The sequence below is a fragment of the Mesorhizobium sp. Z1-4 genome, assembly GCF_004000235.1.
Taxonomy (GTDB): domain Bacteria; phylum Pseudomonadota; class Alphaproteobacteria; order Rhizobiales; family Rhizobiaceae; genus RCIO01.
Genome location: NZ_RCIO01000004.1, coordinates 166,807 through 179,035, shown reverse-complemented (window position 1 = coordinate 179,035; position 12,229 = coordinate 166,807). Strand labels below are relative to the sequence as shown.

The following is a 12,229-nucleotide window of genomic DNA, read 5'->3' as shown; positions in this document are numbered from 1 at the left end:
CTATCGGCCTGCCAGGTGAACGCTGCGCGGCAGTTCGGAGAAGATCTCCGGCCCGTCCTCGCGCAGGATGACGATCTCTTCCAGCCGGATGCCGAAACGGCCGGGGATGTAGATGCCGGGTTCGATGGAAAACACCATGCCTGTTTCCAGCACGGTGTCCGAAACCGACGTCAGATATGGCGGTTCGTGCACCTCGATGCCGAGGCCGTGACCTGTGCGGTGTACGAAATAGTCGCCATATCCCGCATCGGTGATGACACCTCGGGCCGCCGCATCGACAGCCTTGGCCTGTACGCCGGGGCGCGCCGCCTTGAGTGCTGCCTCAACTGCCGCATCGACGATGGCATGAACTTCCTCATATCCGTCCGGCGGCCGGCCGACGGCGGCCATGCGGGTCATATCCGAGAAAAAGCCGTCCTTCGTGCCGCCGATGTCGATGACGATGGCGTCGCCATCCCTGAGCTTGCGCGAGCCGGTGGCGTGGTGCGGATAGGCGCCGTTCGGGCCGGAGCCGATGATCGTGAAAACCGCCTTTGCGCCTTCGGTCGGATAATGGTTGCGCACCACTTCCGCGATCTCGAGTTCGGTCACGCCCGGCCGGACGGCCGCGAAGGCCGCCAGCATGGCGCGGTCGTTGATCTGTGCGTTTTCCTTGATCAGCCGGTATTCGCCCGCGTCCTTGCGCATGCGCAGGGCGCCGATCGTATCGGCGGTGAAGGAGCGCGCGGCCGCGGGCAGTGCATCGACCATCAGCAGGGCGAAATCCGCGCGCATGGTTTCGTCGAGCGCGATGCGGCGTGCCTTGGCCGCGTCAACGTCGGCGAGCGCGTCCGCGAGCGCGGCAGCAGGCCCCTCATCGTCGGACCAGGCGTGGAATGCGATATCGGTGTTTTCGCGCGTGCCCTCGACGTTGAGGGCCGGCATCAGAAAGGCCTCGCGCTCGGCGCCGACAAAAAGCATGCAGGGTCGCTCGTCGGCGTGCGGGTGAAAACCCAGCAGCCATTGCATATGCGCACCCGGGCCGATGGCCACGAGATCGGCGCCGGTTTCTGCCATCTTCCTCCGGAGCGCCGTCAGGCGGCCAGCGACTTCCATGTTCATGTTCTCCTCCATTTCATCGAGTTCAGGCCGCCAGCGGCGTTGCGCGCGGGTCGGCCTCGACAACGATTCGGTTGCCGAAAATTTCGCCGTCATCGAACCCGCCGAAGCGGGCGATTTCTTCTTCCGGCGGCGCTTCGCATGACCATTTGCGGCTTGGCACCCAGCCGCATTGCCGCTTCAGAAGCGCGCTGTATTCGGCCCGCTTGAACGCAGCGATAGACGGATCGATCACCGGCACCCCGAGGTCCTTTTCCAGCTCCTTGTAGAAGCCGATCTCGAGCGTGCAGCCCAGAATGATCGCCTCGGCATATTCCTGCTCGACCGCTCGGCGCCCGGCAGCCGTCAGGAGATCGTTGGTACGGTCGTGGTCGGTCTGGAAGTCGTTCACGCCCAGCTCGACATGGTAGAAGCCGCTCAGCCGGCTCTCCTGGCCGAGATCGGCCACGGTGCGGCTCATCTGGTCGACCCATTTGCGCCGCCCCACAATGACGCCGAAGCGGTTGGCAAGGCTGGTTGCGATCTCGACCGAGGCCATGCAAGGCGCGGTGACGACCATCTCGCCGGAGACTTCGCGCGCATCATGCAGGCCGGTGTCGTAGAAGCAGCCGATTGCGAAGGCGTCGAAGCCTTCCCGAGCCGCCGCCCTCGCAGCGCGAATGATGCCGCGGGTGACAATGCCCTCATAGGCACGAAACTCGATGTGGTTGAACGCACCCTGGTCTGCCGGCTGCGAGGTGATGTGCACCTCGGTGTTGGGCAGCTTGTGCGCGGCCACCATGTCGGCGAACACCTGATCGTAGCCGGAGCTGCCGACAGGATTGTGATACATGACTTTCAAAGGCGTATTCATAATCGCATACCTCCCTTCGTGACCTGCTTCACACCGGCCCGTAGATTTCCTCTGCCTGTTCCTTGCTGATGAGGCCGTTTTTGATGTCGCGGCGCACCAGGTCACGGTCGCGTTCCTTCGGATCGCCGAGCCCGCCGCCATTGCCGGTCACGACTCGGATCACATCGTCGGTGTTGGTCACCTGTCCGGAAACGAAAGCAAACTGCTGCGGCTCCCCGCCCTTGGGCCGGAACTCGACATAGTTGGGCGAACCATCGTGGCCGCCATCCACGCCCCAGGCCGGGAATTTCGAGCGTGTGTAGCCCGCGGTGAGGAAGCCGTTGTCGTTGCGCACGCGATAGTCCATCACGATGCCGCGGCCGCCTGTGTATTTGCCCTCGCCGCCCGGTGCGGTGTTGAGTTCCATGCGGTCGACATAGAGACCGTTGCGGGCCTCGTTGATCTCCGCGGGGCAGTTGAACGTCTCGCCGTGGAAGCCGCAGAACATGGCCGAATTGCCGTCGCCTTTCCGGCTTGCGCCCCAGCCGCCGAGTTGCGGTTCGATGATCGTGTATTGACGGCCGGTATCGGGATGCGTGCCGCCGATGAAGGTGCCGCAAACCGAGGCGAAGTGGCCCGCTGCAAGGCGGTCCGGCATATGGGGCGCGAGGCAGCGCCACATGATGTCGTACACCCGCAACTCGATCTCGTAATAGAAACCGATCGGCGCCGGCGCCTTGGCGTGGAACACGGAGCCTTCGCGCGTCAAAAGCCTGATCGGACGGAACGAGCCGCCATTGGCCGGCGAATAGGCGTCGGTCAGCGACTTGAAGATCATCTGGGCCGCCACCATCACGCCGTCGCGGCTGGTATTGACCGGGTTGGCAACCTGGTCGGGATTATCGCGCAAGTCGACAGTGAACTCGTCGTCCGAGATCGTGATCTTGACGTTGAAGGTTCGCCCGTCGTCCTGCTCTTCGGAGAGTTCGAACGTACCGTGCGGCAAGTCTTTCAGCGCCTTGAGCGAGGTTTTCTCGCCATAGTCCATGAAGGAGTCCATCGCGTTCTCGAATGTCGAGACGCCGTATTTCGCGGCCAGTTCCTTGAGCCGCCGGTCGCCGACGCGCACCGAGGCGATTGCCGCCCAGACGTCGCCTTCCAGCACGTCGGGCATGCGCGAATTCACTTTGATCACATCCATGACAGGCCCAATCGGCTTGCCCTTGGAGATGATCTTGATTGCCGGCAGCCGCAGGCCTTCCTGGAAAATTTCGGTCGCTTCGCCGGTCAGCGACCCCGGCGCCATGCCGCCCACATCGGAATTGTGGGCGATGTTGGCCGTCCAGGCGATGATGCGGCCGTCGGCGAAAACCGGCATCGCGACGATAATGTCGTTGAGATGCGTGACGCCGCCATAATAGGGGTCGTTGGTCGCAAACACGTCGCCGGGCTCGATGTCGCCGGGTTTGTCGAACTTGGCGATGAGAACCTTCACCGCCTTGTCGAGTACGCCGATGAAGGCAGGAATGCCGGCACCGGACGAGGCCAGTTCGCCGCGTGCGTCCATGATGCCGGTGCCCATGTCGAGCACCTCGTAGATGATGGAGCTCATGGCGGTTTTCTTCATCGCCGCGAACATTTCGTCGGCGGTCGACTGAAGCGAATTCTGAATGATTTCCAGCGTGATCGGATCGTTGGCAGGCGTTGTCATGTCACTGCTCCTCATTTCTCGATCGTGATGCGGATATTGCGGAAGCCGTCCACCGCGACCTGGTTGCCGGGGTGAATGACGATGGTCGTGCCGGGGTCTTCGACCACGGCCGGGCCGGTGAAAATCATGCCGGGTTCCAGCTTGGTGCCGTCGTAGATTTCGGCTTCGTGCACGCCTTCCAGCGCGTAATCGACATCGCGCTTGCCCTTGAGCGCGTTCGCAGCCGGATTGCCGGTGGGCTCTTCGCTCGTCATCGTCAGCTTGCCGACCTCGGCGGAGGCGACGAGGTGAATGCCGACAAGCTCCACTGGCGCGTCGAGGCGATAGGTGTATTCGCGCTCGTAGGTTTCGTGGAAACTCACCTCGATGGCGTCGATACGCTCTGCCGTGACCGGCCCTTCTTCCAGCAGCACCTCGGTGGTGTGCTCCTGGTTCTGGTAGCGGAACTTGGCGAAGCGGAGGAATTTCACCTTGGCGCGGTCAATGCCCTCGGCCGCATATTGCTCGCGGGCACGATCCTCGGTCTCTGCGAAAAGTGCTTCGATCGCGGTGGCGGAATCGCCGGAAAGATCGGCCAGGTTGGTGACGAAATAATCGCGCCTGAGGTCGGACATCATCATGCCCCAGGCGGAGAACACCGAGGCGCCCGCCGGGATGACGACCTTCTTCACTCCGAGTTCCTGCGCCAGCGCCACCGCATGCATCGCACCGCCGCCGCCAAAGGCGACCAGCGTGAAATCGCGCGGGTCGTGGCCGCGGTTCAGCGAAACCAGTTTGAGTGCATTGACCATGTTGTTGTTGGCGATGCGCACGATGCCGCGCGCGGCCTCGCTGGCGTCAACACCGAGCTTCTTGCCCACGGCCGCGATCGCCTTGCCGGCTGCGTCCATGTCGGCGTCGATCTCGCCGCCGCAGAAATAGTCCCTGTTGATGCGGCCGAGCCAGAGGTTGGCGTCGGTTGTCGTGGCGTTGGTGCCGCCCTTCCCGTAGGCTGCCGGACCAGGCAGCGCTCCGGCCGATTGCGGGCCGACATGCAGCTTGCCGAAATCGTCGACCCAGGCGATCGAGCCGCCACCATTGCCGATCTCGACCAGATCGACCACCGGCACCATGATCGGGTATCCGGCCGATGTGCGGTCGCGCTCGATCCAGTAGTCGGTCATGATCTTGACCTGACCGTTCTCGATCAAAGAGCACTTGGCGGTCGTGCCGCCGATATCGAGCGCAAGCACGTTCGGTTCGCCGATCAGCTTTCCGAGTTCCGCCGCGCCCCAGAAACCCGATGCGGGCCCGGATTCAACCATCGTAATCGGAATGCGCGAGACGGCCTCCAGCGAGTCGACGCCGCAGTTCGACTGCATGACATAGAGCGATCCGCCGAAGCCATCGCCCTTCACGCCGTCTTCGAGCCGCTTCAGATATCGCTGCGCGACCGGCTGCACATAGGCCGAGAGCACGGCGGTGTTCGAGCGCTCATATTCGCGCCATTCACGGGTTATCTGATGAGAGGATACGACCGAGGCGCCGGGCCACAGTTTTTCGACCTCGGCCATCGCCGCCTGTTCATGGGCGGGATTGGCGTAGGAATGCAGGAAGCAGATCGCAACGGCCTCGACGCCGTCTGCCTTGAAGTCCTCGACAATGCCGGCCAGTGGCGACAGGTCGAGCGCGGCAATCTCGTCGCCGCGGTAGGTCATCCGTCCGGGCAGTTCGCGGCGCAGATAACGCGGCACGAACGGTTCGGGCTTCTTGTAGTGCAGGTTGAAGAAGTCCGGCCGGTTGCCGCGCGCGATCTCCAGCGTGTCGCGAAAACCTTCCGTCGTAATCAAGCCAACCTTCACGCCCTTGCGCTCTGTCAGAGCGTTGATGACGACCGTGGTGCCATGCGCCAGAAAGTCGATCGACTTCGGATCGACCTCGCCCTTGGCAAGCACGTTCAGCACGCCCTGTTCGAAATTGGGCGGTGTGGTGTCGGATTTGGCGGTGATGATGCGCGACTGGCCGGTTTCCCGGTCTGTTTCGAAGCACACAAGGTCTGTGAATGTGCCTCCGACATCGGTCGCAACGCGGATGGTCTTGTTCGCCATTGTTCAGGCTCCCTTGGCGGAAATCAGTCGATCGAGGAGAAAGGCGGCTGCTCCGGGCAGCTTCAGCCTGTTGGATGCTTCGACGCGCTCTGCTGTGTAAAAGCCGGCTTCGTGCAGGCAGTTGATGGTGCCGATCACGGAACCGTCGACCACGATGGGCACGTTGATGGCGGATTCGCAGCCAAGCGAACGGATCAGCTCGAAATCGTCGAAAACCCGCGCGATTTCATCGATGTCGTTGGCGACAAACGTCTCGTGGCGGTCGAGCACGACCCCGGTCCAGTGTGTCTCGTTTACGGGTTTGGTTCCCAGGACCGGATAGGCATCGGGCATGTTGGAATAGATGCGGCGCGCCTCGCCCGTGGCGGCGTCAAACGTCATCAGGGTGAACAGGCGTACGCCGACAAGTGCCTCGGTCAACGCGTTGAGCGCGTCGAACACGGTTGTCGGCTGGCTGCCGGTTGCGCCAAGGGCAGCGCCGAAAGCGGCCTCCGTATTCATGTATCTGTCTCCGTGGAAAGGGTTGCGCGGAGCGCCAGCTCGTCGCGCGTGATGACCGGCACGGCTCCAATGAGCGCGCGCGTATAGGGGTGTTCGGGTTTTTCGAAGAGATTGCGCGTCGGGCCCGTCTCGACGATGCGGCCCTTCTCGAAAACTGCGACCCGGTCGGCGATATTGCGCACCACCGCGAGATCGTGGGTGATGAAGATATAGGTGAGTTTGCGCTTCGGCTGCAGCTCGCCGAGAAGCTTCAGCACACGCGCCTGCACCAGCACGTCGAGTGCGGAGGTCGGTTCGTCGAGCACAACCAGCTCCGACTGGCAGGCGAGAGCGCGGGCGATCGCCACACGCTGGCGCTGACCGCCCGAAAGCGCTGCGGGCGCGCGGTCGGCGAATTCATGCGGCAGGTGAACCTCTTCCAGAAGCGCCCGCACCATATCCTTGCGCTGCGCGCGCTCGCCGATTCCGTGAACGTCGAGCGCCAGCCTGAGCGAGGCACCGATGGTGCGTTTCGGATTGAGCGAGGAAAGCGGGTTTTGCTGGACAAGCTGGATCTGCCGGCGGTTCAGCTTTGTGCGTCGTGCCGGCAGGGGCTGGCCGTCGAAGAGAACCTCGCCTGAGGTCGGCGGGTAGATGCCGAGCACAATATTGGCGAGCGTACTTTTGCCGGACCCGGATTCCCCGACAATCGCCATGCATGAACCGCGCTCGACGTCGAGCGAAACGTCGTCCAGCGCCTTCACGGCTTGGCCGCCGGCATCGAATGTCTTGGACACGTTGCGAATGGAGATCAGGGCATCGCTCATGGCCGTCCCTCCCCCGAAAGGTGATCGACCAGAGGTGCGGAAAACGCGCTGGCATCGTCGTCGATGTCGGGTACGCCGCCGCCGGTCAGGCGCGGCACGGCCATCATCAATGCGCGTGTGTAAGGGTGGCGCGGGTCATCAAAGAGCGCAGTCGTCGGGCCGTGCTCGACGATGCGTCCCTTGTAGATCACATACACCCGGTCGGCGAATTCGCGCACCACGCCGAGATTGTGCGAAATGAAGAGCACGGCCGTGTTGTGCTGCTCCACCAGCCCGCGCATCAGGTCGAGTGTCTGCGTCTGCACCGTGACGTCGAGCGCGGTGCCCGGTTCGTCGGCCAGAAGCAGGTCGGGCTCGTTTGCCAGCGCCATCGCGATCATCACGCGCTGGTTCATGCCTCCCGACAGCTGGAACGGGTAGGAATTGAGTACGCGTTCGGCATCGCCGATCGAGACCTCGTGCAAAATCTCGGCGGCGCGCTTCATCGCCTCCCGATAGGAGACGCCCGGCGCCTCACGCTTCAGCACCTCATGAAATTGCGTGCCGATCCGGTAGACCGGGTTCAGCGACGATGTCGGGTCCTGGAAGATCATCGAGATGCGCGTTCCGCGCAGTTGCTGGCGCTCGGTGCGCGACATCTGCGCCAGATTGCGGCCGTCGAATTCGACGGTGCCGCCGATACGGGCCGAACGCAGCGATTGCAGCATGCCGAGCACGATGCGAGCGGTGACGGACTTGCCGGAGCCCGACTCGCCCACCAGCGCCACACGCTCGCCCGGCTGGATGTTCAGCGATATGCCGTGCAGCACTTCGGTGACACCCGTCCAGCCCTTGAAGCCCAGAGTGAGGTTGCGGATATCGAGCAGCGGCCGGCTCATTGATCCGCCCCCAGAATGTCACGCAAGGCGTCGCCGATCAGGTTGAAGCCGAACACCGCGACCAGGATTGCGAGACCGGGGAACACTGTCAGCCACCAGCTGTCCGGCAGATATTTTGCGCCGTCGGCGACCATGGATCCGAGATCGGGCGTCGGCGGCTGTACGCCAAGGCCAAGGAATGACAGGGAGGATGCGATCAGGATCACGAAACCGAGGTCGAGCGTCATTTTGGTGACGACGGCCGGCACGCAGTTGGGCAGGATTTCGCGGAAGATGACATGCAGCGGCGAAGCGCCGATCACCTCGGCTGCGAGCACATAACCCTCTTCGCGCTCGGAGCGGGTGATGTTGTAGACAAGCCGCGTATACCAGGGCCACCACATCACCGTGACGGCCAGCATGCCGTTGGCGAGCGTTGGCTCCAGCACGCCCATGATCGACATTGCCAGCACCAGCGGCGGGATCGACAGGAAGATGTCTGTGATGCGCATGAGGATGTATTCGGTCCAGCCGCCGAAATAGCCGGCAACCAGCCCGACGGTGACCCCGATCGGCACAGCAATCGCCAGCACGACCACGCCGAGAATGAGCGAGATGCGAAAGGCGTAGAGAATGCGCGAGAAAATATCGCGGCCGACCAGATCGGTGCCCATGATATAGGGCCATTCCGGCGCCTTGTTGAAATTGGCGAAGTCGACCACTGCGCCGCGATGCTCGGGGAATGGCGCGATGAAGTCGGCGAACAAGGCCGACAGCACGACCGTGGCGACCAGCACCACGCCCAGGAGCGACAGCGGATTGGCAATCAATATGGAGATCGTGCGTTTCATGACGACCTCTGCGACAGCCGGATGCGCGGATTGATGAAAGCGATCAGCAGATCGACGATGATGTTCACGATCAGGAAGGTCGCCGAGATGATCAGCACCGTGCCGACGATCGCGTTCAGGTCCTTGCGCAGGATTACCGCAACGCCGTAGCGCGAGAGGCCCGGCCAGGCGAAGATCGCTTCGACCAGAAAGGCGTTGCCCAGCATCGCCGCGAAATCCAGGCCAATGATCGTCAGCGAGGGAATGAGCGAGGGCTTGAATGCGTAGCGATTTGCGATGCGTCTGGCAGGAAAGCCGTATGAGCGGGCCATCTCGATATATGGCCGCTCATAGGTCTCGACCATATTGGCGCGGGTCAGCCGCGTGGCCTGTCCGATGCCCGAAAGAGCGAGCGCGAAGGCCGGCAGCACGATATGCCAGGCCGCGTTGCCGAAGGCGCGAAAGTTGCCGGCAATCAATGTGTCGAGCAGCAGAAAGCCGGTGACGGCCTGAATGGAATAACTGTCCGATATGCGCCCCGCGACGGGGAACAGCGGCAGGTAGAAGGCGAAGATCAGCATCAGGATCACGGCCCAGACGAAGCTGGGTGCCGAGACGCCGAGCAGCGATACGATGCGCACGATGTTGTCGGCGATGCCGCCGCGATATCGCGCCGACAGAATTCCGAGCGGCAGGCCGATCGCCACCATCATGAAGCCGGCGACAAAAACCAGCTCGAGCGTCGCCGGCAGGAATTGCGCGATGTCGGTGGTCACGGGCCGGTTTGTGTATAACGACACACCAAGATCGCCGCGCACCAGATCGGCCAGAAAATATCCGTACTGGATCCACACCGGATCATCGAGGTGGAGCGCTGCGCGCAGCGCCGCAACCTGTTCGGTCGTGGCGTTGGGGCCCAGCGCGATGCGGGCGGGGTCGCCGGGGATGATCCGGGCGATGGCGAAGATCAGCATGGAGACCCCGAAAAGCACGAGCAACGAGGTTCCCAGCCGCTTCGAAAGCAGGCGGGCAATCGGCATCATCATTCTGGTTCCAAGTGGCGCAGCCGGGCGTTGCTTGGTCCGCCCGGCTGCCAGCCGGCACCTGTTAGTCGGCGACTTCCATCAGACGGAAGGTGAAGCCCATTCCGTCCAGCCCGAAGGCCTTTTCAGGATCGCTGAGCGCCGGCGCTTTCACACGCGTGCTGGCTGCGAATACCGATTGCCGGTCGTAGCCGTAGATCGACGGAGCAATCTCCATCAGGCGATCGTTCAGTTCCGAATAGGCGGCTTCGCGAGCGGCATCGTCGGCACCTGTCCGTCCGGCGTCGAGCAGTTCGTCCACATTGGCGTCGTTGAGATATTCCGGTGACTGCCAGGTTCCCGCAGCCGTCGAGTAGTACATGCCGTAAAGCAGCGTATCGGGATCGCCGGTTACGGCATTGACGAAGAGCTGCGAGATATGCGGGGTGTTTTCCGGCTTCGACACCTGCTCGGCAAACAAAGCCCAGGGCAGCTTCCTGATCTCGGATTTGATGCCGAGTTCGGCGAAGTTGGCCTGCATCAGAAGCGCGAAACGCTCCTCAACGGGGACCTCGGCGATCCAGGACAATTCGAGATTGATGTCCTCGGGGCTGTATTTGCAGTTGGCCAGATGTGCTTTTGCCGCATCCAAGTCGCGTGACAGGCCGTCGCCGGCCGGGTTTGCACCGAACATGCCGACCGGAATAGCGCCGGTGGCGGCCGAACCCTGCGAAACGTCGTCGGTCACGGCGATCATCTTGATCGCGGCGTTGTAGTCGAACGCATTGGCCAGAGCGAGGCGGCACTCTGCATCGTCGAGCGGTGCCTTGGTCGTGTTCATCTTCACGTAGAAGGCGCCGGTCCCGCTTTCGGTCAAAAGCTGCGCGCCATCATTGGCGAGCGCCTTGATGACCTCCGGCGGCAGCCACTGCGAAGCGATGTCGTGCTCGCCCTGGCTGATCAGCGTGCGCACCGTCGCGGCCTCGAGGCCGTAACGCAGTCGCACCTGGTCCGGGGCAGCCTCGGCGACATTCATGAAGTAGCCGCCATTCTTTTCCATGACGGTTTCTTCCTGAGGATTGTGCGAGACAATCTTGTAGGCGCCGGTGCCGGCGGTGTTGGACGAGAGCCATGCCTCGCCCCAGTCCTTCATGTCGCCCTCGCCTTCGCCGAGATTGGCCATCACCGCCTGCTTGTCGACGATAGGCAGCCGTACCAGCGACGCCACGAATGGCGCATATGGCGTGGACAGCGTGAATTTGACCGTATTCGCGTCGACCGCTTCCGCACTTTCCACATTGCCGAAAAGGTAAGACAGGCCCTTGCCCATCGCTTTCATGCGGTCGAGCGAGAATACAACGTCTTCCGCGGTCATCGGGTTGCCGCTGAGAAATTTCACGTCGCTGCGCAGCTTGAAGGTGTATTCGGTGCCCGAACCCTCCCAGCTTTCGGCAAGATGCGGATCGTGGCCCGGACCGCCCTGACGCGGCAGAACCAGCGTATCGTAGAGATTGAACATCAGGATGGAGTCGGCATAGTCCGACGCCTTGGACGGGTCGATCTCGCCAACCGCCACTTCGTCAAGGCGCAGCGTGCCGCCGGCGTTTGCCACAACGGGCGCCGCCAGGACGCTCGATGCCAGCGCCATCGCGGTAATCGGTTTGAGAATGGATTTCATGTCGGTTGCTCCCATTACTTGCTTCTGTTCAGCCAGTTGCGTTCTCGGATTCGCTGTCATTGTCCCCGGGTTCTTGTCGGACCTTGTGCCGCGCCCGGTTGCCCAGCCTGTTGTCGTCGGCCAGGTCGTCTCCAAAGACGTCCATCGTGCATACATGCAGTATGCTCACTGTTTCCGTGGTGTGGTTCCAGGATGAATGGCGCCGCGTGGAATCGAAGTGGATGCTGTCGCCGGCCGAAAGGACGGTGACCTCGTCCTCGACTTCGATCGTTATCGCGCCCTTGAGGATGAAGAACATCTCTTCGCCCTCATGGCGGATGGGTTCGGAGCGCATGCCCGGCGGTTCATGTACGATGACGCTGTTCAGGACATTGCCGGGAAAACGCGCCGACAGCCGCTCATACTGGAGGCCGTTTGCCTGAACCGCATAGACCGGCCGCTCGTCATGCCGGGTGTGTGGCTGGCCGCCCCGCGGCTGTGCGAGGAACTTCGTCATCGGGGTTTGCAATACCCGCGAAATCGACGCCAGCGACGCCAGAGACGGTACCGTCAGGTCGCGCTCGACTTGCGAGATGAAGCCAACCGACAGCCCTGCGGCATCGGCAACGGCCTTCAATGTCAGTCCAAGCTCCTGGCGCCGTTCGCGCAGCCGCGTTCCCAGCGGCTCGCCACCGGTTTCCGTCGACTGGACTGCGTTCTCACCCTCCACCAGCGGCTCCCCTTTTTTAGTATTTGTAAACGTTCAGGGAAGGCCGGCCGTTTGTCAAGCAGATTTTACATATACTAAAACGCCTGATATTTGCACAT

11 protein-coding genes are annotated in these 12,229 nt (G+C 62.5%); all 11 read right to left on the bottom strand.

What is annotated here, in order from left to right; genetic code table 11:
• Positions 1 to 1,101 (bottom strand): M24 family metallopeptidase, encoded by a 1,101-nt coding sequence (locus EP165_RS15370; RefSeq protein WP_206075926.1) that lies wholly within the window; start codon positions 1,099 to 1,101, stop codon positions 1 to 3.
• A gap of 22 nt (positions 1,102 to 1,123) precedes the next feature.
• Positions 1,124 to 1,951, bottom strand: coding sequence for an aspartate/glutamate racemase family protein (locus tag EP165_RS15365; protein WP_127523713.1), 828 nt, complete (start codon positions 1,949 to 1,951; stop codon positions 1,124 to 1,126).
• Positions 1,952 to 1,979: 28 nt separating this feature from the next.
• The gene (locus tag EP165_RS15360) at positions 1,980 to 3,641 is read right to left on the bottom strand and encodes a hydantoinase B/oxoprolinase family protein (protein ID WP_127523712.1); all 1,662 of its coding nucleotides are present in this window, start codon (positions 3,639 to 3,641) and stop codon (positions 1,980 to 1,982) included.
• An 11-nt stretch (positions 3,642 to 3,652) separates the two neighbouring features.
• Positions 3,653 to 5,728 (bottom strand): hydantoinase/oxoprolinase family protein, encoded by a 2,076-nt coding sequence (locus EP165_RS15355; RefSeq protein ID WP_127523711.1) that lies wholly within the window; start codon positions 5,726 to 5,728, stop codon positions 3,653 to 3,655.
• A 3-nt stretch (positions 5,729 to 5,731) separates the two neighbouring features.
• Positions 5,732 to 6,229 carry a GAF domain-containing protein gene (locus EP165_RS15350; RefSeq protein WP_127523710.1) on the bottom strand — a complete coding sequence of 166 codons (498 nt, stop codon included), beginning with the start codon at positions 6,227 to 6,229 and terminating at the stop codon, positions 5,732 to 5,734.
• Entirely contained in the window at positions 6,226 to 7,035 is an 810-nt protein-coding gene (locus EP165_RS15345; RefSeq protein ID WP_127523709.1) for an ABC transporter ATP-binding protein, read from the bottom strand. Before EP165_RS15345 ends, EP165_RS15350 begins: the two co-directional genes overlap by 4 nt.
• A complete protein-coding gene (locus tag EP165_RS15340; RefSeq protein ID WP_127523708.1) occupies positions 7,032 to 7,913 on the bottom strand; it encodes an ABC transporter ATP-binding protein in 882 nt (293 codons plus the stop codon). Before EP165_RS15340 ends, EP165_RS15345 begins: the two co-directional genes overlap by 4 nt.
• Entirely contained in the window at positions 7,910 to 8,743 is an 834-nt protein-coding gene (locus tag EP165_RS15335) for an ABC transporter permease (RefSeq protein WP_127523707.1), read from the bottom strand. Before EP165_RS15335 ends, EP165_RS15340 begins: the two co-directional genes overlap by 4 nt.
• Positions 8,740 to 9,768, bottom strand: a complete 1,029-nt coding sequence (locus EP165_RS15330; protein ID WP_245440174.1) for an ABC transporter permease — start codon at positions 9,766 to 9,768, stop codon at positions 8,740 to 8,742. Before EP165_RS15330 ends, EP165_RS15335 begins: the two co-directional genes overlap by 4 nt.
• A gap of 61 nt (positions 9,769 to 9,829) precedes the next feature.
• Entirely contained in the window at positions 9,830 to 11,422 is a 1,593-nt protein-coding gene (locus EP165_RS15325) for an ABC transporter substrate-binding protein (protein ID WP_206075925.1), read from the bottom strand.
• 28 nt (positions 11,423 to 11,450) lie between these two features.
• Positions 11,451 to 12,131, bottom strand: a complete 681-nt coding sequence (locus tag EP165_RS15320; RefSeq protein ID WP_206075924.1) for a helix-turn-helix domain-containing protein — start codon at positions 12,129 to 12,131, stop codon at positions 11,451 to 11,453.
• Positions 12,132 to 12,229: the final 98 nt, after the last annotated feature.

Coding starts and splice junctions, on each gene's coding strand:
- EP165_RS15345 (WP_127523709.1), bottom strand. CDS start 7,035: ATGAGCGATGCCCTGATCTCCATTCGCAACGTGTCCAAGACATTCGAT.
- EP165_RS15340 (WP_127523708.1), bottom strand. CDS start 7,913: ATGAGCCGGCCGCTGCTCGATATCCGCAACCTCACTCTGGGCTTCAAG.
- EP165_RS15360 (WP_127523712.1), bottom strand. CDS start 3,641: ATGACAACGCCTGCCAACGATCCGATCACGCTGGAAATCATTCAGAAT.
- EP165_RS15330 (WP_245440174.1), bottom strand. CDS start 9,768: ATGATGATGCCGATTGCCCGCCTGCTTTCGAAGCGGCTGGGAACCTCG.
- EP165_RS15350 (WP_127523710.1), bottom strand. CDS start 6,229: ATGAATACGGAGGCCGCTTTCGGCGCTGCCCTTGGCGCAACCGGCAGC.
- EP165_RS15370 (WP_206075926.1), bottom strand. CDS start 1,101: ATGAACATGGAAGTCGCTGGCCGCCTGACGGCGCTCCGGAGGAAGATG.
- EP165_RS15335 (WP_127523707.1), bottom strand. CDS start 8,743: ATGAAACGCACGATCTCCATATTGATTGCCAATCCGCTGTCGCTCCTG.
- EP165_RS15325 (WP_206075925.1), bottom strand. CDS start 11,422: ATGAAATCCATTCTCAAACCGATTACCGCGATGGCGCTGGCATCGAGC.
- EP165_RS15365 (WP_127523713.1), bottom strand. CDS start 1,951: ATGAATACGCCTTTGAAAGTCATGTATCACAATCCTGTCGGCAGCTCC.
- EP165_RS15355 (WP_127523711.1), bottom strand. CDS start 5,728: ATGGCGAACAAGACCATCCGCGTTGCGACCGATGTCGGAGGCACATTC.